General features: G+C 49.6%; 19 protein-coding genes. 11 read left to right on the forward strand and 8 right to left on the reverse strand.

Going from position 1 to position 22729, the window contains the following annotated elements:
* Positions 1-8 precede the first annotated feature (8 nt).
* Positions 9-1646, forward strand: coding sequence for an EAL domain-containing protein (locus tag PRUB_RS00330; protein ID WP_010386659.1), 1638 nt, complete (start codon positions 9-11; stop codon positions 1644-1646).
* 21 nt (positions 1647-1667) lie between these two features.
* On the opposite strand, the gene PRUB_RS00335 is transcribed toward PRUB_RS00330, so the two are convergent.
* Positions 1668-2570 (reverse strand): 1-aminocyclopropane-1-carboxylate deaminase/D-cysteine desulfhydrase, encoded by a 903-nt coding sequence (locus PRUB_RS00335; protein ID WP_010386658.1) that lies wholly within the window; start codon positions 2568-2570, stop codon positions 1668-1670.
* Positions 2571-2781: 211 nt separating this feature from the next.
* Between PRUB_RS00335 and PRUB_RS00340 the strand changes: the two genes are divergently transcribed.
* The 9 genes from PRUB_RS00340 (at position 2782) to tldD (ending at position 15634) form a co-directional block, all read left to right on the forward strand.
* Positions 2782-4812, forward strand: a complete 2031-nt coding sequence (locus PRUB_RS00340; protein ID WP_010386657.1) for an SUMF1/EgtB/PvdO family nonheme iron enzyme — start codon at positions 2782-2784, stop codon at positions 4810-4812.
* 140 nt (positions 4813-4952) lie between these two features.
* The gene (locus tag PRUB_RS00345) at positions 4953-5996 is read left to right on the forward strand and encodes a rod shape-determining protein (RefSeq protein ID WP_010386656.1); all 1044 of its coding nucleotides are present in this window, start codon (positions 4953-4955) and stop codon (positions 5994-5996) included.
* The gene (gene mreC / locus PRUB_RS00350; protein WP_010386655.1) at positions 5996-6835 is read left to right on the forward strand and encodes a rod shape-determining protein MreC; all 840 of its coding nucleotides are present in this window, start codon (positions 5996-5998) and stop codon (positions 6833-6835) included. The genes PRUB_RS00345 and mreC overlap by 1 nt, the downstream gene beginning before the upstream one ends.
* The gene (mreD, locus tag PRUB_RS00355; RefSeq protein WP_010386653.1) at positions 6832-7308 is read left to right on the forward strand and encodes a rod shape-determining protein MreD; all 477 of its coding nucleotides are present in this window, start codon (positions 6832-6834) and stop codon (positions 7306-7308) included. The genes mreC and mreD overlap by 4 nt, the downstream gene beginning before the upstream one ends.
* The gene (locus PRUB_RS00360) at positions 7308-7886 is read left to right on the forward strand and encodes a Maf family protein (protein ID WP_010386651.1); all 579 of its coding nucleotides are present in this window, start codon (positions 7308-7310) and stop codon (positions 7884-7886) included. Before mreD ends, PRUB_RS00360 begins: the two co-directional genes overlap by 1 nt.
* Positions 7879-9351, forward strand: coding sequence for a ribonuclease G (gene rng / locus PRUB_RS00365; protein WP_010386650.1), 1473 nt, complete (start codon positions 7879-7881; stop codon positions 9349-9351). The genes PRUB_RS00360 and rng overlap by 8 nt, the downstream gene beginning before the upstream one ends.
* 7 nt (positions 9352-9358) lie before the next feature.
* On the forward strand, positions 9359-13366 hold the full coding sequence (locus tag PRUB_RS00370) for a YhdP family protein (RefSeq protein ID WP_010386649.1): 4008 nt from the start codon (positions 9359-9361) through the stop codon (positions 13364-13366).
* Positions 13363-14187: a carbon-nitrogen hydrolase family protein gene (locus PRUB_RS00375; protein ID WP_010386648.1), complete on the forward strand. Its 825-nt coding sequence runs from the start codon at positions 13363-13365 to the stop codon at positions 14185-14187. Before PRUB_RS00370 ends, PRUB_RS00375 begins: the two co-directional genes overlap by 4 nt.
* Positions 14180-15634, forward strand: a complete 1455-nt coding sequence (gene tldD / locus PRUB_RS00380; RefSeq protein WP_010386647.1) for a metalloprotease TldD — start codon at positions 14180-14182, stop codon at positions 15632-15634. Before PRUB_RS00375 ends, tldD begins: the two co-directional genes overlap by 8 nt.
* 59 nt (positions 15635-15693) lie before the next feature.
* Here the strand turns inward: tldD and yjgA are convergent, their stop codons facing one another.
* Positions 15694-16215: a ribosome biogenesis factor YjgA gene (yjgA, locus tag PRUB_RS00385; RefSeq protein ID WP_010386646.1), complete on the reverse strand. Its 522-nt coding sequence runs from the start codon at positions 16213-16215 to the stop codon at positions 15694-15696.
* A gap of 180 nt (positions 16216-16395) precedes the next feature.
* Between yjgA and pmbA the strand changes: the two genes are divergently transcribed.
* Positions 16396-17742 (forward strand): metalloprotease PmbA, encoded by a 1347-nt coding sequence (gene pmbA / locus PRUB_RS00390; RefSeq protein ID WP_010386638.1) that lies wholly within the window; start codon positions 16396-16398, stop codon positions 17740-17742.
* A gap of 25 nt (positions 17743-17767) precedes the next feature.
* Here the strand turns inward: pmbA and mgtE are convergent, their stop codons facing one another.
* The 6 genes from mgtE to PRUB_RS00420 form a co-directional block, all read right to left on the reverse strand.
* Positions 17768-19126, reverse strand: coding sequence for a magnesium transporter (mgtE, locus tag PRUB_RS00395; RefSeq protein ID WP_010386636.1), 1359 nt, complete (start codon positions 19124-19126; stop codon positions 17768-17770).
* A 178-nt stretch (positions 19127-19304) separates the two neighbouring features.
* Positions 19305-19583, reverse strand: a complete 279-nt coding sequence (locus PRUB_RS00400; protein ID WP_010386635.1) for an HPr family phosphocarrier protein — start codon at positions 19581-19583, stop codon at positions 19305-19307.
* The gene (gene rapZ, locus PRUB_RS00405; protein WP_010386634.1) at positions 19580-20425 is read right to left on the reverse strand and encodes an RNase adapter RapZ; all 846 of its coding nucleotides are present in this window, start codon (positions 20423-20425) and stop codon (positions 19580-19582) included. Before rapZ ends, PRUB_RS00400 begins: the two co-directional genes overlap by 4 nt.
* 12 nt (positions 20426-20437) lie before the next feature.
* On the reverse strand, positions 20438-20893 hold the full coding sequence (locus PRUB_RS00410) for a PTS sugar transporter subunit IIA (RefSeq protein WP_010386631.1): 456 nt from the start codon (positions 20891-20893) through the stop codon (positions 20438-20440).
* 2 nt (positions 20894-20895) lie between these two features.
* Positions 20896-21183, reverse strand: a complete 288-nt coding sequence (gene hpf, locus PRUB_RS00415; protein ID WP_010386630.1) for a ribosome hibernation promoting factor — start codon at positions 21181-21183, stop codon at positions 20896-20898.
* Between the two features lie 25 nt (positions 21184-21208).
* A complete protein-coding gene (locus tag PRUB_RS00420) occupies positions 21209-22717 on the reverse strand; it encodes an RNA polymerase factor sigma-54 (protein ID WP_010386629.1) in 1509 nt (502 codons plus the stop codon).
* Positions 22718-22729: the final 12 nt, after the last annotated feature.

Consider the following 22729-nt stretch of genomic DNA (forward strand, 5'->3'; position numbering starts at 1 on the left):
GTAGCAGCATGCGTCGATTATTAAAAGCTGACAAAGAAGTCTTTACCGGGTGGGGTGTACGCGCGGTGATTGTGGTTGTCTGGTTACTGGTCAACGGCGCGCTTTGGCAATTTACCCATGCACAGATAGTTCAGCAAGCGGGCCAGTTACAAAGCCACTTCGCGCAATTAGACGCCTCCGTGAGCGGAAGTCGAGTCGGTGAGTTTTCTACGCTGGTGCATCATTATGGGTTTGCAGACGAAGCACAGATATCCAGTCTCTGGCTTTGGGCGACAGAAAGCGTCAAATTTCAGTTTGCTGATACAGAGCTGTACCTCTCTCCCGCACCTATTTTGCAAGACTGCCTACCTGTCGTTTTGTTTATGAACTGTTTGATGTTGGTGGCAGGCTATTTACTTTCGAGATGGATGCGCAGCCTGTCCCGCGCAGAATTGTCTGCCGCGCAAGCTCGGGCTATCACGTCCGAATTATCCCCAGAGGTTCAGACTAAAGCTGTAGAGGCGAGCAGAAAAGTGTCCGTTTTTGCGATGCTGAAGTGGCGTCAAACATTACCGGAAGAGCTGGATCCGCAAAGTCACTTTAGCGTGACGCTGGCTCGCTGTTTCTCAAAGTACGAACGCTGTTCTTGTAAGTATTTATCCTCTGGTGCATTGGTGATGACATTAGCCCCCGTTGATAAAGTAGATGTTGATGCACTGGCGAGGCGGATCCATGAAGTGGTGTACCAGGCCTTACTCACATTTCGCCCTGATCTGTCACGCAGTGCAGTGAAATGTGGCGTGTGTTTTTATACCAAAGGCGCCGATCAGGCAATGGTGTATCAGGTTGTACGTTCAGCGCTGAGTATCGCGCAAAGCAACGTCTGGCAACATGTTCATGTCATGCCGCTAAACCATACTTTGAGCACTAGTTTACGTCGGGCAGAAAGTGAGATTATGGATGACATCAAAGCCGGGCGATTTATGTTGTTCTTTCAGCCGTTGTTTGGCTTTGCGCAGCAAGACGTGATCCAAAGCGAGGCGTTGCTAAGGGTGCGTCACCGCTCATTGGGGTTGATGTCCGCCGGGCAATTTATTCACAAAATTCACCGTGCAGAGCATCTGATGCTGCTGGACAAGACCATTTTATGTCATGCACTTAACGCGCTCGCGAAAGAGCCAGCAGGTTTTTCTGTGAGTGTTAACCTGCATGTCCTTAACTGGAGCAACGTAGAGTTTATAGACTGGCTGCGTGAACAGGTAGTGATCTCAGGCCGGACAAGTGACATTGCTTTTGAGCTGGCACTTCAGGACTTCTACCAGCATGAAGAGTATTGTTGTCAGGTACTGACGGGCGTGTCGGAAGCAGGGTGTCGATTTGTCCTGGACCATGTCAATGCGCCGTTAAAACTTGAGGCGCTGCGCCGGTTTGGCCAAGTGACGGCGTTAAAACTGGCATTTGAGCTCATTCATGAGGTGCACCACTCAGCGAAGCGGCGCAGTGTTGTGCGTCAAATTGTTGCTCAGGCCAAAGAGCTCGGCGTTCCGGTATATGCAGTGGGCGTAGAAACCAGAGAAGAATTTGAATGCATCAAAAAGCTGGGTGTGGATGGCGCGCAGGGTTACTACTTTAGCGCGCCCTTGTTACAACTTGAGCAAAGCCTGTAATGCCTGCTCTGTGAGTTGGAGCTAGATGAGTTTACGGTAGCGCAGGCCGTCTAAACCTTGCAGCCCGCCGCTGTGGATAGCGATAACGCGACTGCCTCGCGGAAAATACCCTTGCGCAATGAGTTGCCACAAGGCATACATCAGCTTGCCGGTGTAAATCGGTTCCAGCGGTAGTGCATGTTGCAGGCGCATACGCAGACAAAATTGCCACAGCGCGGCTGAAAATTTACCGTAACCACCATCATGATAGTCATGCAAAATCTGCCAGTTGGTGCGCTGTGCCGCAAGCGGGTTTAACCTCTGTACTTCATCATTTAGGTACTTAGCCCCTTTTAACACACTGATCCCCAGTAACTGACTGTCGCCATTTAGCCCGTCAAGCATTCCTGCTAATGTGCCGCCGCTTCCGACCGCGCAGCATACAAAGTGACTTTCAGGCAGGCTTTGAGCCAGTTCCTGACAACCTTGCAGGGCATATTGATTGCTGCCCCCTTCGGGAACGATAAAAGTATCTGGAAATCGGTGTTGCAACTGTGCGAGATAATCGGGGTCATTACGTAATCTATATTCCTGGCGAGAAACGGCATGCAGCGTTATGCCACAGGCTTTGGCGAAGCGGATGGTCGGGTTGTTCTGATCTAGTTGTGGGCCCCGGATAATGGCACTTCCCTGAATCCCAAACTGCTTACAGGCCATGGCTGTGGCATAAAGGTGATTGGAGAAGGGACCGGCAAAAGTGAGTAAGGCTGATTGTCGTGCTTGCTTCATTGCCTTGAGGTTATATTTGAGCTTACGCCACTTGTTTCCCTGAATTGTAGGATGGAGTAGATCATCGCGTTTGACGTGCAGTGAAACACCCGCAGCATCGAGCTCTGGTGCGCGGATCAGTTGTAATGGCGATTCAGGAAAATCAAGCTTGTCCATCTGAGGTTCAGTCTGTGTCGTTTCGTATCGAATAGCCACTATTATTTCATGAAAATCTTGGTAGAACACTGGTAAGGAAGTGGCTAATAGTTGTAAACTCAGATATTAATTGTGCTAGGCTTGTGTTTTGCTTCTTAAGTACATAGCATTAAGCGCTAAATTATAAAAAATAACAAAGACCAAACAACTGCCGCTGTTGGGAATGGAATTTATGCAAATTGCTCCTTTATCTCTTTTTGTCTCTGCGACCCTTTTATCTTTAAGTGTGTCGGCGCAAGATACTGCAACTGTGACTGCCATTGAATCTGAGCGCACTGAAAAGCAAGCTGAATTAGATAACTATACTCAGGTACTCGATAAGCATCTGAGTGAAGAAACGCGCTTACAAGCACAGCTCGACCTGTTGCGACAGCGTTCGGCGGAGCTGGATAAAGAAAAGAATCAGGCACTTGATGCAATGAATGATATCTATCGGCGTTTGATTGATGATCCCTCGCTGGATATCTCAGCGGCACAGAGCAGATATCAGCAGGCAGTTGCAGAGCACAAACAGAACAAAGAAGACATAGTGATGCAGTTGGCGGCGATTGCATCACATCGCAAAGACATAGAGCAAATCCGTGTTACTAAGCATACGCTTGTGAACACTATTGCCGGCTTGAATGACCAGCTGAGCACCGCCAGAATAGAGCGTTTACGTAACGAGTTTAGCCGTGAAGGCACGCTTGAGGTGGATCACACCATCAATTGTAAACGCACCGAAACCTTAGCGGCATGCGAACAACGCGGTCAGCAATTGGGACTGCAAAAAGCAACCAAGCATTTTATCGACCAAATCTTTGCAAATTTGACTGAACAGCGCGTGGTAGAGCCAAAGCGCCATTTGGCAGGCGCTCAGGTACAGGTAGTAAGCAGCCACGTGGTTGGCAGTGCATTCAGTGGTCAGGGTAATTATAGTGTTAACCTGAGTGTGACGATGCGCGGAGACGTCAATAATAGTCGTCTGTGTAGCTTGCTTAATCTGGATAATCGCTACTGTAGCGAATACGGCTCGCCGCTGGCGCTGGGTTATCAGGCCAGCTATCCGACTACGTACAGCGATGAACAGCTGACATTCTCAAATGAGTTGTCAAAAACGACGCCTGTGGTCAGTGTCGCAACACGGCCAGCGTCCCCGGATATCACGGCGAATATCGCACCTCAGCCACCCAAAAATCGTGAAGTAGAGCTGACCTTACGCTCTAATGTGTATGATGACGAAGTCTTTATTAACGGTGTCAGCTATGGTTCCACGAAACTTGTGGTGAACCTGCCTGCAGGTATGCATGACATTGAGGTACGCAAACTGGGATATGAGCCATACAAGGCTAACCTGAATTTGAGACGAGCCCGGACCCTAAACGCCCGGCTGGTAAAAAAGCCTGAGTCGATTGCTGCACCGACACCAAAAAGCGAGCAAACTCAACCAGCACAACCAGTCGCGATAGCACAACCTCAACCCGTTACAGTCGTGAATCCGGACAGGGTCATTAATGAAACCGTGATCATTCCTGCTGGCAGCTTCAAAATGGGCGACCTGACAGGCAATGGTCTGGCGAATGAGCGCCCTGTGGTAGAAAAAGTGCTCAGTCATTCATATGTCATGCAGAGCAAAGAAGTTACAGTTGCCGAGTTCCGACGCTTTATTGAAAGCTCTCAGTATGTTACTGAAGCTGAGAAAGGCAAGGGTTGTGCCCATTATAAAAATGGCGAACCTGTCTGGGAAATTGACTTTAGCTGGCGTTCGCCAGGGTATGAGCAAGCAGACGACTTTCCGGTCGTGTGTGTTTCATATGAAGATGCCAAAGCTTACGCAAACTGGTTATCTGGCGATCAGGGGATGCAGTACCGTTTGCCAAATGAAGTTGAATGGGAATATGCCGCGCGCGGTGATACCACCTCGGAATACCCCTGGGGCAATGAAATAGGCCGCAACCAGGCTAACTGTGGTTGGTGTGGCAGTGAATGGTCAAACAAAAGCCCTGCACCGGTCGGTCAGTTTTCTGCCAATGCTTATGGGCTCTATGATACCGTGGGTAATGTCTGGGAGTGGACGCAAAAGCGTGCTTCGCAGGACGATGTAACGGTACGTGGCGGCGCCTGGAACTTTGCGCCAAGCCTTGCACGTGTATCTACACGTTTGGCCCTGGCTCCGGATTTCCGTGCCAACTACATTGGATTTAGATTAGTAAGAGAACGCTAAGGCTGTTTAATTATGCCAATGAGGCGGCGTTATTCATGCCTGTGCAGCTGTGTTACAGACACAGAGTGAAATATTTCAACGCAGTGGCCTGAGCCACTGTATGGTTTGCAAAAAGAATTCTTTAAAGGTTACCCAGCCTCATGTTTAAAAAACTACGTGGACTATTTTCAAACGACCTGTCGATCGACTTAGGTACGGCCAATACCCTGATTTATGTGAAAGAAGAAGGGATCGTGTTGAACGAGCCTTCTGTTGTGGCGATCCGTCAGGAGCGTGCTGGTGGACCAAAGAGCGTTGCTTCTGTGGGCACGGCGGCAAAGCAAATGTTGGGACGGACACCGGGCAATATTAAGGCCATTAGACCAATGAAAGACGGCGTGATAGCCGACTTCTACGTCACCGAAAAAATGCTGCAGCATTTTATCAAACAGGTGCACAACAATAACTTTATGCGTCCCAGCCCACGTGTTTTGATTTGTGTGCCTTGTGGCGCAACACAAGTTGAAAAACGTGCCATTCGCGAATCTGCAATGGGGGCCGGTGCCAGAGAAGTCTATCTGATTGAGGAGCCGATGGCTGCGGCAATTGGTGCTGGCCTGCCGGTGTCTGAGGCAACGGGTTCTATGGTTGTCGACATCGGTGGCGGCACCACAGAAGTGGCAATCATCTCTTTGAATGGTGTGGTTTATTCGTCGTCTGTTCGTATTGGCGGTGACAAGTTTGACGAAGCCATTATCAACTATGTACGTCGTAACTTTGGTAGCCTGATTGGTGAAGCGACCGCTGAGCATATCAAACACGAAATTGGTTCAGCGTTTAAGAGTGAGGTGCCGGTTGAGATTGAAGTGCGTGGTCGTAACCTGGCTGAAGGTGTACCGCGTTCGTTTACATTGAACTCACACGAAATTCTGGAAGCGCTGCAAGAGCCGCTCATGGGCATTGTCAGTGCCGTGATGGTTGCACTGGAACAATCTCCTCCAGAGCTGGCCTCAGATATTTCAGCGCATGGTATGGTGCTGACAGGTGGCGGAGCGTTGCTGAAAGACCTTGATCGTCTGTTGATGGAAGAAACAGGGATCCCGGTAGTCGTTGCAGAAGATCCATTGACGTGTGTTGCCCGTGGTGGTGGTAAAGCTCTGGAAATGATAGATATGCACGGTGGTGACGTATTTAGTTACGACTGATGAACCTGTTATTTGGACGGACCATTTCTCTACAACTGCGACTTACTGTCGCAGTTGTGCTTAGCGTACTGTTGATCCTTGGTGATCGATACACCTCCGGCGGTACCTTGGTTCGGACCAGTCTCAATACGCTGGTAAGCCCGCTGCTCTACGTGGCGAATGTCCCCTATGAAGTATTTTCACTGGGTGCGAAAAGCCTGGATACTCGTGACCGGTTGTTTCAGGAAAATGAAGCCTTACGAAAAAAGCAGTTGTTACAAAGTGAACAGCTTCAACAGTATCAATTTTTGCTACGAGAGAACCAGCAATTGCGTGCTTTACTGGGCGCGTCTTCCCGGCAACAAAGAGAGCGCCTGATTGCAGAAGTCTTATCGGTCCGGTCGAGTCGATATAGCCATCAGGTGGTGGTGAATCGAGGTGCCATAGATGGGGTGCTGGAAGGGCAGCCTGTGATTGACGAAATGGGCATTGTCGGGCAACTGACCCAAGTAGGTAGCACCACATCACGCGTTTTACTTATGACGGACACGACCCATGCAACGCCCGTACGCATTCTGCGCAATGACGTGCGCACTGTGGTCGAAGGCACAGGCAAGATCAATTTGGTGCAGTTACAGCATGTGCCACACAGTCTGGACATTCGTCTGGGAGATATCTTGGTCACATCAGGCTTAGGCGGCACCTTTCCTGAGGGGTATCCCGTAGCTGTGGTCACAGAAATTGATCGCGATGAAGGTCTGCCTTTCTCTAAAGTGTATGCTGAGCCCGTGGCACAGCTGGATCGTATTCGTTTGCTCGTGATCCTGGGCAAGATGGCCAAAGAGGAGCCTGAGGCATGAACCGAAGTTACTCACTGGTCGCCCTAAGCCTGTTTATTGCCTTAATTATGGCACTGATGCCACTGCCGTTTTCCATTGAACCATTCCGTCCTGACTGGGTCTTACTGGTATTGATGTACTGGTCAATTGCCTTGCCGCATCGTGTCAATATTGGCTGGGCTTGGTGTACCGGGCTGATAATGGATCTGGCAACGGGATCGCCGTTGGGCGTGAATTCACTGACTTATTCTATCTGTTTGTACATTACGACCAGTAACTTTCAGAAGATCAGAAACTTCTCAATTTGGCAGCAGGCGGTGCTCATAGGCTTGTTTTTAGCGCTGTATCACCTACTGCAGTTTTGGCTGAATCACTTCCTGCTAGACATTTATTTTAACCCCAGATATCTATGGCCAGCTTTGGTGGGTATGCTGTGCTGGCCCTGGGTTTTCCTGTTGTTACGTAAATATCGCAGGCACTTTAGGATCCGTTAATGACACCAACACTTTATCTGGCATCAGCATCACCACGCAGACGTGAATTGTTGACTCAGCTTGGTTATACCTTTTCACAATTTGCAGTGGATGCGGATGAAAGCCGCTTGCCTGGCGAAGCGCCGCAGACGTATGTTGAACGTCTGGCGCGCCTGAAAGCCACCAGTGGTGTGGCGATGGGTTATCAGGATGCGCCTGTACTGGGCAGCGATACAATCGTGGTGCTTGAGCAGCAGGCGCTGGGTAAACCCACAGATCAACACGACTTTACTGCGATGATGCAGGCGTTATCCGGACAAACGCATCAGGTGATGACGGCGATTGCCGTGGCGGATACAAAGCGTGTGATGAGCCAGACTGTGATAACAGATGTTACATTTAAACCCTTGAGTGATGGGGAAATTGAGCAATACTGGCACAGTGGTGAGCCACAAGATAAGGCGGGAGGCTATGGTATTCAGGGACTGGGAGGACGATTCGTTACTCAGTTATCTGGTAGCTATTTTGCCGTTGTCGGCTTACCTTTATACGAAACGGATGAACTGATTAAAGCATTTATGGCGGGTGTAGATGAGTAGTGAGTTATTAATCAATGTGACCCCCAGCGAAAGCCGGGTTGCACTCATTGAAAACGGTGTACTGCAAGAAGTGCAGGTTGAGCGGGTTGGTAACCTGGGGATCGTCGGCAATATATATCTGGGTAAAATCAGTCGGGTTCTGCCGGGCATGCAGGCTGCGTTTGTTGATATTGGCCTTGAGAAAGCCGCATTTTTGCACGCTTCAGATATTGTAAACAGCGCGTCGATTGAGGAAGGCGTCGACGACCAGCCGATTAAGAAGGTTCAGGATATCCGCGAGCTGGTAAAGCAGGGCCAGTTTATTATGGTGCAGGTGGTGAAAGATCCAATCGGTACTAAAGGTGCCCGACTGACCACAGATATCACCATTCCGTCTCGTTATCTGGTATTTATGCCGGATGCCACCCATGTGGGCGTCAGTCAGCGTATTGAAACCGAAGAAGAACGCAGTCGTCTGAAAAAAATCGTTGCTCAGTACAATGATGAAAATGGTGGCTTTATTGTCCGCACTGCAGCTGAAGGTGCCGCAGAAGCGGAACTACAACACGATGCTGAATTCCTTAAAAAGTTGTGGCAAAAGATCATCAAACGTCGGCAGAAAACCAGCAAAGCCAGCATCCTCCATGAAGACCTCACTCTGGCGTTTCGTACCCTCAGAGATTATGTCGGAGAAGACATGGAGCGTATCCGGGTCGATTCCAAACTGACTTACCAGCAACTTAAGGACTTTACTGAGGAGTTTGTACCTCAGTTGTCACAAACGCTGGAATATTATCCCGGGGAGCGCCCAATCTTTGACCTGTTTGATGTTGAAATTGAAATTCAGAAAGCATTACATCGAAAGGTTGAATTGAAATCAGGCGGTTATTTGATTTTTGATCAGACTGAAGCCATGACCACCGTAGACGTGAATACGGGGGCATTCGTTGGTCACCGCAACCTGGAAGAAACGATTTTTAATACCAATGTTGAAGCCACCTCGGCCATCGCGAGGCAACTCAGGTTACGTAACCTGGGTGGTATCATCATTATCGATTTTATCGATATGATTTCTGATGAGCACAAGCGCCGGGTGTTACATTCACTCGAAACAGCCCTGGCGAAAGATCGTGCCAAAGCCAATATCAACGGTTTATCTGCCCTTGGCCTGGTTGAGATGACCCGCAAGCGCACTCGCGAGAGTTTGGAACATATTTTGTGTGACGTGTGTCCCGCCTGCTCTGGCCGAGGTTCTCTTAAGACAGTGGAAACCGTTTGCTACGAAATATTACGCGAAATTGTCCGCGTAAATCGCGCCTATGATGCCGATAAGTTTATGGTTTATGCGTCGCCGGCGGTCAGTGAAGCGCTGGTTAACGACGAATACCATAATCTGGCTGAGTTGGAACTGTTTATTGGTAAGCAGGTCAGTATTCAGACTGAGAGCCTGTACAGCCAGGAGCAGTTTGATGTCGTCATGATGTAGTGACACGATGCAGGTTAAGGCGGTTTGTTTTTTTTGTGTACGAAAAATGTGGCAAGTGTTTGCTGTCACATTGGTACTGCTTGCCGTCCTTGTTTCGGTGGTCAAATACACCCTGCCTTACGCCAATGAATATAAACATGATATTGAGTCGCTGGTTAACCAGCAGCTGGGGGTTGAATTAAACATTGGCAGCATTAGCGCCAGCTGGCAGGGCAATGGCCCGGCACTGGTGTTGCGTGATGTCAGCTTTGAAGACAACGCCCGTTCCCCTATCTCTTTGCATATTGCACAAACCAGTTTGCAGCTTAATCTGGTCGAGTCAGTCCGCCAGTGGCGGCTGGTGTCTAATTACTTTGTGCTGGATGGATTTGACGCTACCGTTGATATCCAGGCCATGGCACAAAGTATGGAAGGCGGTAGCGGGGAGTTTGAGCAACAGGCGCTGATTGAAGAGCTATTTTTGGGCGATACGGGCCATTTTGCGGTTCAGAATAGCCAGGTGACTTTACTGGTCGCGGACGATAAATCACACACCTTACTGGTGCCGGATCTTATCTGGCAAAACAGTGCCGATATGCATCATGGCGAGGGGCAGATCTCCTTCCCTGGACTGGCAGAAGGTCAGTTAAACGCGCGTTTTCGTTTTCATGGCCAGCAGCTTAGTGCAATGGCTGGTGATATCTTCATTGATGCACAGCAAGTTGAACTGATGAGCTGGCTGCAGACGTATCTTGACCCACAATACCAAACGGCCAGTTCGAGCGTGAACATGCAACTCTGGGCGCGGCTGGAGCATGGCAAGTTCAATGATATTCTGGTCAAGTGGTTACCGAGTAGTATCAGTTGGCAGCAGGGGCAAACGCACAAGCAGCTAGCCGTGCAAGGTGGTGCTCTGTATTTGCAACCGGGGCAAAATGGCTGGGCATTAAGCAGCTCTGAGTTGCTGCTATCTCAAAATGAACAAAGTCCCACAACGCTCAGTATTGAGGGGCATTTTAGCGACAGTGAAAGCACATTGTGGATGCAGGGCCTGGATCTTGGGTATGTCACTCAGTTGCTGTCACTTACGCACTTCGACTGGGCGAAACAAGTAGAAGCTTTGTCTCCTGCCGGCAAGGTAACCGCCGCCAGAGTGTCAATGGGCAGTGATACACCGATGTCGTTGTGGCTCGCGTTAGAGAAAGCTGGTTGGCGACAACTCGGGGGGATTCCGGGTTTTTCCGGGCTCAATGCTGAGCTAATGCTTACGCCAGAGCGCGGTGTGCTCAGTCTCAGTGCACAAGATCAGACTTTGTTGGTAGAAGAGCAGTTTATTGCCCCAATCGCTGTCAAAGAACTCAACGGAGACATACACTTTTACCTGGATGACGCACACAAGTGGCATGTGCTGTCGGATAACCTGTGGCTCAGCAACGAGGATTTAAGCGTTGCGTTGGAAATGCACTTGCACTTGTTAGAAGAGCCTGTGCTGGATTTATATGCCGATGTATTTGGCGGCGATGCCAGTATCGCAGGCCGTTATTTCCCGCTGCAACTGATGAATGAAAACCTGGTCAGCTACCTTAACAATGGGATCCAGGGCGGGCGACTCAGGCACACTCAGGTGTTGTTGTCAGGGCCGTTGACACAATTTCCATACCGCGGACATCATGGTCGCTTTGAAGTCCTGGCCCGGATTGATCAGGCTAAGTTTGCCTTCGCGCCAGATTGGGCTGCCCTGCATAATGGTGACGTGACATTGCACTTTGCTGATGAGCGAATGGACATCACGGTTAATAGCGGTGAGCTGTTGAACCAGACGTTGAGCAGTGGCGTCGTGGTCAGTCTGGCTGATCTCGAACAAACAAATTTGCTGACCGTCAACATCGCTCATACGACGGAAGCCAGCACGCTGGCACCGTTTTTCAACGCCACACCAATTGCGGATCCATTGGCGGATATTCTTCAGGTTGCACAGGTTCAGGGGGATGTGACAGGCAATGTCGATCTGTTGATTGATTTGGCGTCGCTGGATGTTAATGTACTGGGGGCAGTCGAATTCAAAGACAATGCGCTCTATCTTGAGCAGCCTGGCATGGCGCTAGACAAGCTAAGCGGCACGCTGAAGTTTATTGACGATAATATTGAACTGGAAAATACCCGGGCGCTGTGGCGAGGGATGCCGTTACTTTTCAGCTTGTCAGGACAGGGCGACAGTGCCCGGTATCAGCTCGGGATTGAGACGCGTTTGAGTGCAGCAAGCGATAAGTTGCTGCCCCTCACGCAAGGCTTGATGGACGACTTTATCACCGGCAATGCTTTATTGGCTGGGCAGGTAATGCTGGATTTCACCGAACAAGGCTTCAGTTATCAGGCAAACTTTAAGTCCGACTTACAGGGAGCCAGTATTGATTTGCCGGCACCGATTGGCAAGCTGGCAGATGAGCGCATGCAGTTAAGTGCTCAGGTACGTGGCGACGATATTTCTAATTTGATCAGTGTCACACTCGGTGACCAGCTCTATTTTGATGGTATTTTAGATAATAACAGTGGTTTGATTGAACGTGCTCAACTTGTCTTTGCCGAGAGCAATCGTGCATTGAGTCAGCCTGGATTCAATGTGGCCATCACTCAACCGCAACTTACATTGGCACCCTGGCTGCCTTTCATTGATCGCATTATTGAACAGGTAGATCAGCCGTCGGAGCAGCCGGGCATATTGCCCGCTTTTGATGCGCTGCGTGCACAGATTGGCCAGTTAAATGTTTTTGATCTCGGTGTGAATGACTTTGAGCTAAGCCTTCGTCCACAAGCCAGTGGATTGCTGGCACGGTTGAATGCCAGGGAGTTAAGAGCGCAAGTGCAGTTGCCAAATGGTAATGCGGCGCAACCCATTCAGATACAAGCGGACTATTTACGGCTTAACCCGCTTGAAGCGACGGACGAGGGCAGCACGACAGAAACGGTTACTATCGGTGATTCAGACGCTGCCCCTGAGGCATCATTGCAGTGGTTAACGAACATACCGGCGATAGAGTTTAACTGCGATGATTGCCGTATAACTCAGTATCAGCTGGATAAGGTGAACCTGGCTTTGCAGGGCAATGGCGAAGCGCTGCAGGTCACTCGCTTACAGGTGGATAAAGGCGATCATGTGCTGCAAGGTACGGGTGGCTGGCACAATGGTCGCTCACACTTTAATGGCACGCTAATCAGCAGTGATTTTGGTCAGTTAATGGAAGAGTTTGATATTACTTCCAGCGTCCAGGATTCCAGTGCTGACATTGAATTTGAACTGAGTTGGGCAGACGCGCCTTACGAGTTTGATGTTGCGTCGCTTGACGGTTCAGTAAAATGGCAATTGGGTGAAGGGCACCTGGCTGAGATCAGCGATCAGGGCACACGGGTGTTTTCTTTGTTGAGCTTGGACTCACTGGTTCGTAAACTCAAGCTGGATTTCCGCGATGTGTTTGCTAAAGGGTTTTTCTACAACCGCATTGACGGCACTTTCCAGCTCGACAAAGGGGTTGTGTATACTGAGGATACCCAATTGGATGGGGTGCCAGCCGACCTGTCAGTCAGAGGGTATGCCGATCTCAATAGCAAAGCCATTGACTATGAGCTGTCAGTCGCGCCGCAGGTTACCTCGAGTTTACCAGTGATTGTGGGATGGATGGTGAATCCGGTAACGGGTCTTGCGGCGTTGGCGCTTGATAAAGTGATCCACTCGGCACGGGTGATCTCAGAGATTAAATTTAAAGTGACCGGCACGATGGATGAACCTGTGGTGACCGAACTGGATCGTAAGAGCCGTGAGGTCGAGTTGCCTAAGCCGCCGGGCTCACAGCCTGAGAAACCGGCGCAGCCCGTTGTCCCTCAAGATGAGGAAGCCTCAGATACGCAAGCTGATATACCCAGACAAGGCGGGCAGACGTCGCAGCAAGACGCGCCAGATACACAGGCAGACAAACCTGTGGAAGCTGAAGTGACTCCTGGCGAACCGAACTCGGAGACAGGTCAAGAGGAACAGCCATGAAAAACGGCCATATCTATGTCGTGCAGATGTGTTCAGGGATACACCCTGAGGAGAATCTCAGGCAGTTGAAAACGTTACTCAGCCAGCAAACACTGACCCAGCCAGCGTTGGTTTGTTTACCCGAATCCTGGCTGGCATTTTGCCAGACCCCGCAGCAAACGCTTGCACAAGCCCAAAATAATGCGCACTGGATCACGCAAATTCAGCAGCTTTGCCGGGACTTTAATATCTGGCTGGCTGCGGGCACCATTGCCCTCACAGATGGCCTGGGTCGTTATTATGCAGCCAGTCTGCTGTTTAACAATGAAGGGCTCGAAGTTGCACGCTATAATAAGATCCATCTGTTTGATGCGGATGTCGCTGACAGTGCCGGACAGTACCGTGAATCCACCCTGACTCGTCCCGGTAATGACATTGTCACCGTGGATAGCCCCTTCGGTCGCCTGGGGTTGAGCGTTTGCTATGATTTGCGCTTTCCAGGTTTATATCAGGCGATGCGTGAGCAGGGCGCGGAGATATTATTGGTACCCAGTGCTTTCACAACCGTCACCGGGGCTGCACACTGGCAGCCTTTGTTACAGGCACGGGCGATAGAAACACAATGCTATGTGGTGGCAGCCGCGCAGGTAGGAGAGCATGAGAATGGTCGGCAAACCTATGGCCATAGCCTGGTGGTTTCCCCCTGGGGTGTGTGCCTTGGCGAAGCGCCAACTCAGGTAGGTGTGATTCATGCCCAGCTTGATCTGACTGATCTGCATGCCATCCGACAGAAAATGCCTGTAGCGGCACATAACCGATTTAAGAGCGATTTTTATGAGTAATTTTGGTAGCGAGCACGTCGAACAACATTTACTGACGGACAGTGATTTAACCCGGGAACAATTGCAACAAACATTGGCATACATTCATCAGCACAAGGTGGATTATGCCGATCTGTATTTCCAATCCAGTTATCATGAAACCTGGGTGCTGGAAGATGGCTCCGTTAAAGAGGGCAGTTATAATATCGAACGGGGAGTGGGTGTTCGCGCTGTAAGTGGCGAGAAAACGGGGTTTAGTTACTCAGATGCCATTAACATGGAAGCACTGAACCAGGCAGCTATGGCTGCCAGAAGTATTGCTCAGCAAGGTGAGAATAAGCAGGTTCAGGTGTTCAGTGATGTTAAAGCTGCGACCCAATTTGAGGCAAGCCAGCCACTGCTGAGCATGAGCGACACCGATAAAGTCTCGCTATTGCGAGAAGTTGAAGCGGCGATCCGTGAATTAGCCCCTGAAGCGGAGCAGGTCGTCAGCTCCATGTCTGCGGTATACGAAGAAGTGCTAATCGCAGCCAGTGATGGCACTTTTGCAACGGATATTCGTCCTTTGGTGCGCTTAAATTGCTCGGTATTGCTGGCAAAAAATGGTCGCCGTGAGCGTGGCAGTGCCGGTGGGGGAGCCCGTCTTGATTACAATTACTTCAGAGAGCTAGTCGACGGCAAGCCGCGTTGGCAGCATTATGTCACCAAAGCGGTTCACCAGGCCCGCGTAAATCTGGAAGCGGTTGATGCACCGGCTGGGGCGATGCCTGTTGTACTGGGGGCTGGCTGGCCAGGCGTATTACTCCACGAAGCGGTGGGACATGGTCTTGAAGGGGACTTTAACCGCAAAGGCGCATCTGCATTTAGCGGGCGAGTCGGCGAACAAGTGGCTTCCAGCCTGTGTACTGTGGTGGATGACGGCACCATGGATAACCGTCGTGGTTCACTGAATATTGACGATGAAGGCACCCCGGCAGGCTACAACGTGCTAATCGAAAAAGGGGTGCTAAAAGGCTATATGCAGGACAAGCTCAATGCCCGATTGATGGGCGTTGCACCCACTGGCAATGCCAGACGTGAATCTTATGCACATCTGCCGATGCCAAGAATGACCAATACATATATGCTGCCGGGTGAGCATAGTCAGAGTGAGATCATTGCCTCGGTAAAGAAAGGGATCTTTGCGCCTAACTTTGGCGGCGGTCAGGTTGATATTACGTCGGGTAAATTTGTATTTTCAGCTTCAGAAGCTTACCTGATAGAAGATGGTAAAGTAACGCAGCCTATCAAAGGTGCCACCTTGATCGGTAATGGCCCAGACGTTATGCAGAAAGTGTCTATGGTTGGTAATGACCTGGAGCTGGATACCGGTGTCGGGGTATGTGGTAAAAATGGCCAGAGTGTGCCTGTTGGTGTTGGTCAGCCCAGTCTTAAAATCGATGAACTCACCGTAGGCGGTACCGCCTAATACATCATCCCGCAGTATCACAGCCAAATTGCGTGATACTGTGGGGCGCTTCACGCTGCTTATGGCAGGATCAGCTCTTTGAGTAATTGAAATAGCTCTTTAGAACCTTTTCCGGGCTTTTCTGCCTGATGCTCTTTTTTCGCCTGACGAACCAGTTGTCTGAGCTTCTGGCGTTCCAGCGTCGGGTGTGCTTCAAGCAGGGTATTGATCTTTTCATCCCCCTTGGCTATCAGTTCATCTCTGAGCTGTTCTACCTGATTAAGCAGGACATCTGCCTGGTTGTTTCTGTTAAGTAACAGATCCAGACCTTGCTGTAAGTCTTCTACATTGCTTGTGGTACGCAGTTGTTTGGCAATAAAGTTCAGATGACGGCGGTAGGCGTCGTGCTTGCCGCGTAGCTTGTCTGCCAGCTCCATCGCTGCGACCAGCTCTGGAGAGAGTGGCAGTTTCTCTCTTTGTTTTTTACCTAATTGCGCGATATCAACGCCAAGTTGATGGTATTGCTGTGCATCACGCTTTAATTCGCTCTTTGAGACGTAAATGATCTCTTCTTCTGGCTCTTGGGTAGGTTTTTTGGCCATTTTACCGCACTTACTTCAGTTATTGATGATCAGATTATATCAGAAGTCAGAAAAAGCAGTAATGCATACATGAATGCGCAACTTGCCCTGGGTGTCATACAGAATCTTTGCGTGAGTCACAGCGCATCGGCGCAGGCTGTGTTAGGATTATAGCAGTACTATGATTTGTGGAATAAAAACATGAGCCAGCAACACGATCCCATTTGGACGCAAATTGATGAAGTAAAACAAGCCGTGTCAGATGTTTTGGACTATGCAAAGCAACTGGGGGCGACGTCTGCTGAGGCATCGATGAGTCGTACCTCAGGTTTGTCAGTCAGCACCCGTATGGGAGAAGTTGAAACGATTGAATTTAATCAGGATGGTGGCCTGGGGCTGAGTGTGTACGTTGGTCAGCACAAAGGTTCTGCATCGACGGCCGATCTTGGTCCGGAAGCGTTACGTTCGGTGGTGGAAAAAGCGGTCGAAATTGCCAAATTTACATCTGATGATCCCTGTAATGGTGTGGCTGATGCTGAATTAATGCCTGAGGTGGTGCCCGATTTAGATCTCTTCCATCCCTGGTCACTGACGCCTGAGGAAGGTGTGAAACGCTGTCTTGAAGCAGAGCAGGCGGCGTTGAATTACGACGAGCGCATTGTTAACTCCGATGGGGCGAGCGTCGCCAGCCATCAGGGCTTGCGCGTTTACGGCAACAGCCATGGTTTTCTGGCCGGGTTTCCGCGTACCCGACACACCTTAAGTACTATGGTGATTGGCGAAGAAAATGGGGTGATGCAACGAGATAATGCTTACTCTATCACACGCGTGCATTCGCAGTTGAGAGATGCCAAAGCGGTGGGCATAGAGGCAGCAGAATCGACGCTGGCTAAATTAAACAGTCGTAAGCTGGAAACCATGCGGGTACCGGTCGTATTCCGTGCTGACATTGCCAATAGCCTGTTTGGGCACCTGGTATCCGCCATTGGTGGCGGTGCTTTGTATCGCAAGTCGAGTTTCTTGCTGGATAGCTTAGGCACTGATGTTTTTTCGTCTTGCGTATCAATCAAAGAACAGCCACATTTGTTGCAGGCACTGGCATCGAGCCCGTTTGACGCTGAAGGCGTGCAGACCACTGAGCGCGATATCATCAAAGGAGGCGTACTTGAGACCTATCTGTTGCCAAGCTACGCAGCCAGACGCCTGGGGATGCGCAGTACGGGCCATGCCGGTGGGATCCACAACTGGCTGGTACAGGCTACCGAGCCGGACCTGGCCGCGTTGCTGCGGACCATGGGGCGTGGTTTATTAGTGACTGAGCTCATGGGGCAGGGGGTTAATACGGTAACCGGTGACTACTCACGCGGCGCCGCTGGTTTCTGGGTAGAAAATGGAGAGATCCAATATCCGGTCAGTGAGATTACCATTGCAGGTAATCTTAAGGATATGTTTAAGTCAATTCAGGCGATTGGGGGAGACATTGAAACCCGCGGTGCTGTTCAAACTGGCTCGGTACTGATAGAGAATATGCAAATTGCAGGTCAGTAACACATAGTTGTATGCATTTGGCTGCTTAGACAAGCAGCCACGTTGCCGTGCCGAGGAAGGCAAAAATGCCTACGATGTCGGTGACTGTGGTTAGTACAACACTGCCCGCCAGTGCTGGGTCGATATTCATTCTCTTGAGTATGAGAGGGATACTGGCGCCAGCAATACCCGCAGCAACCAGGTTCATAAACATCGCAAAGGCAATCACGCCCCCGAGCACAAAGTCCCATTGCCACAGGGCAATTACACCCGCAATTAATAACGACCAGAGCAACCCATTCAAGGCGCCAATGGCCAGTTCTTTACCCAGTAAGAAGCGTTGGTTAGTTGCGTTCACGTGTCCCAGAGCAATACCACGGATCACCAAAGTCAGGGTTTGACTGCCGGCCACCCCACCCATGCTGGGAACTATGCCATTTAGTACAGCAAGGATAGGTAAAATATCTAAGGTGCCTTCGAAAAAGCTGGCAACGAAAGCGGCCATCAGCGCTGTAAGCAGGTTGATCCCCAACCAGATTGAACGGCGACGACTACTTTTCCAGACCGGCGCAAAAGTATCTTCTTCATCATCGAGACCGGCCATGCTCATGAGACTGTGTTCGGCATCCTCACGAATAACGTCAACGATGTCATCGATGGTGATACGCCCCAGCAAATGTGCGTTGTCATCTACGACCGGTGCCGAGATCCAATTATGACGCTCAAACAACTGAGCGACATCGCTTTCGTCCATTGAGATGGGAATGGTTTCACGTTCTTCATTCATCAACTCGTTAACCAGTTTGTCTGGCTGACTGGTTAAGAGCACACTGATCGGCAGGGAGCCTAAAAAGCAATTGTCTTTGTCCACCACGTACAGGTCATCGGTCCCGTCCGGCAGCTCCCCTTTGAGGCGCAGATAACGTAATACGACATCCAGTGACACATCCGGGCGGATCGTCACTGTATCTGTGTTCATCAATGCGCCCGCGGAATGCTCGACATAGGAAAGCGCCTGGGTTGCACGGGCTCTGTCTTGCGAGTCCATGGCACCGATAACGTCCTGATAGACGGGGTCTGGCAAGCTTCTCAGGACTTCACCGAGATCATCATCATCCATGTCTTCCGTTGCTGCAGCGATCAGCTCAGGCTCCATTTTGGCGATGATGCTGAGTCTCACATCTTCAGATAGTTCTTCGAGTACGTCACCCTGTATATCCGGGTCGACTAATTGCCACAGCAGGGTTCTGATTTTATGTGGGGAAGACTCCAGCAATAAAGCGGTGTCGCAGGGCGGAATTTCGGCTAAGGTGCGCCTGACTTGAACAAACTGACCACTGTTAAGGGCATTCGTAACTTGCTGCAATAGCTCCAGTGTGTAGTCTTGTTCAAAAGCTTCAGGCATAGGCATCCCAGGTTGGATAGTCGACAAGCAGGCTTGTCATGAGTATATGGCGCATTGATTATAGGCTTATGATAATTATAGCTGTTTTAATATCAATTGGTATATCTAAAAAAAGCGCAGACAGCCGTCATGAAGCGGCGGTGTTGTGTCTCGAAAATAGGGGAAAAGTGAAGGGGTTTTACTCTGACTCGTTAAACTTATCTGCAATAAGGTTGCCAATGGCATGCAACGCGCGCTCTGCATCTGGCCCTTCGCAGACGACTTTGACCTCTTTACCCTGGCTGCTTTCTAGCAGTAATAAAGCCAGTACACTGTCACCCTCTGCCTCTTTATTGCCCTGAAACAGGGTAATGTTGGCATCGAACTGTGCGGAGAGTTCTGCCAGCACACTGGCTGCACGAGCATGGAGACCCAGTTTATTCTGGATCAGAAAGGTATCTTCAAAGCGTTGTGTCATTTTTCTTGTTCGCGGTGATGGATCTTCACATTGCTGTGGGTACGGGCAAAACGCTCACCTAACGTTTGAGCAAGATACACGGAGCGGTGTTGTCCACCAGTACAGCCAATCGAAATGGTCAGGTAGCTGCGGTTATTGCGCTCCAGGTGTGGCAACCAGGTTTGCACAAAGGTCTGGATCTGCCAGGTAAACTTTTGCACTAAGCTGTGACTAGACAGGTAATCAATAACAGGTTTATCTAAACCGGTTAACGGCTTAAGCTCTGGTTCCCAGTGTGGGTTTGGCAAAAAGCGCGCATCAAACACGTAATCCGCTTCTTTTGGAATACCATGTTTAAAACCAAAGGACTCAAAGGTGATGATTAATTGTTTGTCTTTTTTACCGAGGATCTTTTCCCGGATCCGCTCTGCCAGCTGGTGGATACTCATGTCCGTGGTATCAATGGTGATATTAGCGCGGCGGATAAGCGGGTCAAGTAGCTCTTTTTCTTTTTTAATTGCTTTGTCTAATGACAGATCGGCCAGTGACAGCGGGTGTAGGCGGCGTGTTTCTGAAAAACGACGGATCAGGATCTGATCTTCACTGTCCAGATAAAATATATTAGGTTCTGCAAATCCGGGTAGGTATTCTAAAATATCGTCGAGTTCTTGCTGATCTTTTGGCAGGTTACGTACGTCAACGCTCACAGCAATTTTATCATAGCTGTCTGACACACTGCGCACTAATGCGGGCAGCAAGTTGACCGGAATATTATCGGCGCAGTAATAACCCAAGTCTTCCAGCACGCGCAGAGCGACCGATTTTCCTGAGCCAGAACGACCACTGACAATAATTAACTGCACAGAAACTCTCCGTTAGTTGTCAAACTCTTCAATTATCGAGAATAACTCCTGATCATTGTGAGCTTGTCTGATACGTTTACAAAACACCTTGTTTTTAAGTTTATCAGCGATCGTTGCCAAGGTCTGCAAATGTTGTTGATTTTCTCCCTCGGGTACGATGAGTGCCACAAAAATGTCGACGGGTTGATTGTCAATGGCATCAAAGGCAATGCCTTGCTGATTGACAAGTAGCATTGCAACCACTTTATCTATGCCTGGCATGCGGCCATGGGGCAGTGCAATGCCTTTTCCGATCCCTGTACTCCCGAGTTTTTCGCGGCTCAATAGCGCATCAAGGATATCATGGGCATTACTGTCTGGAAGCTGGCTTTGAGCCAACTCACTGATGTACTCTAAAATACGTTTCTTACTATTAAAAAGGACCGCAGCTTTGCTGCAGTCCTGTGAAATCAATGAGCTTAGTTTCATGATTAGTGTCGAGTTAGCTTCTCTTTGTGCTTGATCACCTGGCGGTCAAGCTTATCGATAAGTCCGTCTATTGCGGCATACATATCCCGGTGTTCGGTTGAGGCAAAAATCTCTCCCCCGTTCACATGTAATGTGGCTTCTGCTTTTTGGATGAGCTTTTCGACATCTAGGATAACATGCACATTATTGATGTGATCAAAGTGCCTTTCTAGCTTCGCAAACTTGTTTGTTACATAGTCTCTTAACGAATCGGTGATTTCTACATGTCGACCAGTTAAATTTAGTTGCATAAGCATTTTCCTTCTGTAGTTACGTCTAAATCAGGCTTTTGCGCTGATTGGACGGTGGGATAGCCAAAGACTCTCGGTATTTGGCAATTGTACGTCTAGCCACTTTGATCCCTTGATCTGCCAATACATCCGCAATCTTGCTGTCACTCAATGGTTTAGCTGTGTTTTCTGCGGCAATTAGCTTTTTGATCAATGCTCTGATTGCAGTCGAAGAGCATTCTCCTCCGTTTTCAGTGCTGACATGGCTTGAGAAGAAATACTTCAACTCATAGATACCGCGTGGCGTGTGCATATACTTTTGTGTTGTTACACGTGAAATCGTGGACTCATGCATGTCGACCATTTCGGCCACATCATTCAGTACCATCGGCTTCATTGCCTCGGGGCCATGTTCAAAGAATGCCTGTTGTTGCTGCACAATGCAATTAGTAACTTTTAATAAAGTTTCATTGCGGCTTTCCAGGCTCTTGATGAACCATTTAGCCTCTTGCAGGTGTGAACGAATAAACTGGCTATCTGTGCTCGACTTGACTGAACGGGACATAGCAGCGTAGTGGTCATTCACTCTAATTTTTGGCATTGAGTCGGGATTGAGTTCAACAACCCAGCGGCCTTTCACTTTTTTAACCGACACATCCGGGATCACATAGTCTGCTTCTTCTTGTACTATGCTGGCGGCGGGTTTCGGGTTTAGGCCGTGGATCAGGGTCATTACTTCTTTCAGATCCGCTTCTTTGAGTTTGGTTTTTTTCATCAAAGTGCGGTAATCCCGGCTGGCTAACAGATCGATGTGCTCAGTGAGGATTTCTTTGGTCTGTGCAAGCCAGGGGGTATTTGGGTCAAACTGGTTGAGCTGAATGCACAGGCATTCTTGCAGGCTGCGTGCGGCAATCCCGACAGGATCAAATAGCTGGATCCGTTTCAGTACGGCCTCTACTTCATCCTGCTCAATCGGCTCTTCATCGTTGTCCTGATTCATGCTTTCGACGATGTCTTCGCAGCTAATGGTCAACAGGCCTGCATCGTCAACCGCTTCAACAATCGCCAGGGCGATGGCTCTGTCTGTTGGACTAAAAGGCGTCAGTTCCAGCTGCCACATCAGGTATTCTTGCAATGTTTCAGTCGTTTTACCCTGGTAAATGGTTTCGTCTTCCGGCATTGGGCCTGAACTGCTTGCCGGTGCGGCACTGATGTACTCGTCCCAGGTTACATCCATTGCCAAATCGTCGCTGACGGTGTCTTTGTTTAGTGCAGCATCGCTGTCTTGTTCGTAGTCGCTGACAGCAGCCTCTTCATAGCTGTCGTTGTCACTCGTTGTAGGTTGTTCCAAATCGGAATCCGACTTGGACTGAGTTTCATTATCTTGTGATTCAGACTCACCTTCTTCCACTTCCAACAAAGGGTTGCTATCAAGCGCTTCTTGGATTTCTTGTTGGAGATCTAGCGTACTCAACTGTAACAGACGAATAGCCTGTTGCAGTTGTGGTGTCATTGTCAGTTGCTGCCCCATGCGCAGCTGTAGCGATTGCCTCATGTATCTCTAACA

Source organism: Pseudoalteromonas rubra (assembly GCF_000238295.3).
GTDB classification, from domain to species: Bacteria; Pseudomonadota; Gammaproteobacteria; order Enterobacterales; family Alteromonadaceae; genus Pseudoalteromonas; species Pseudoalteromonas rubra.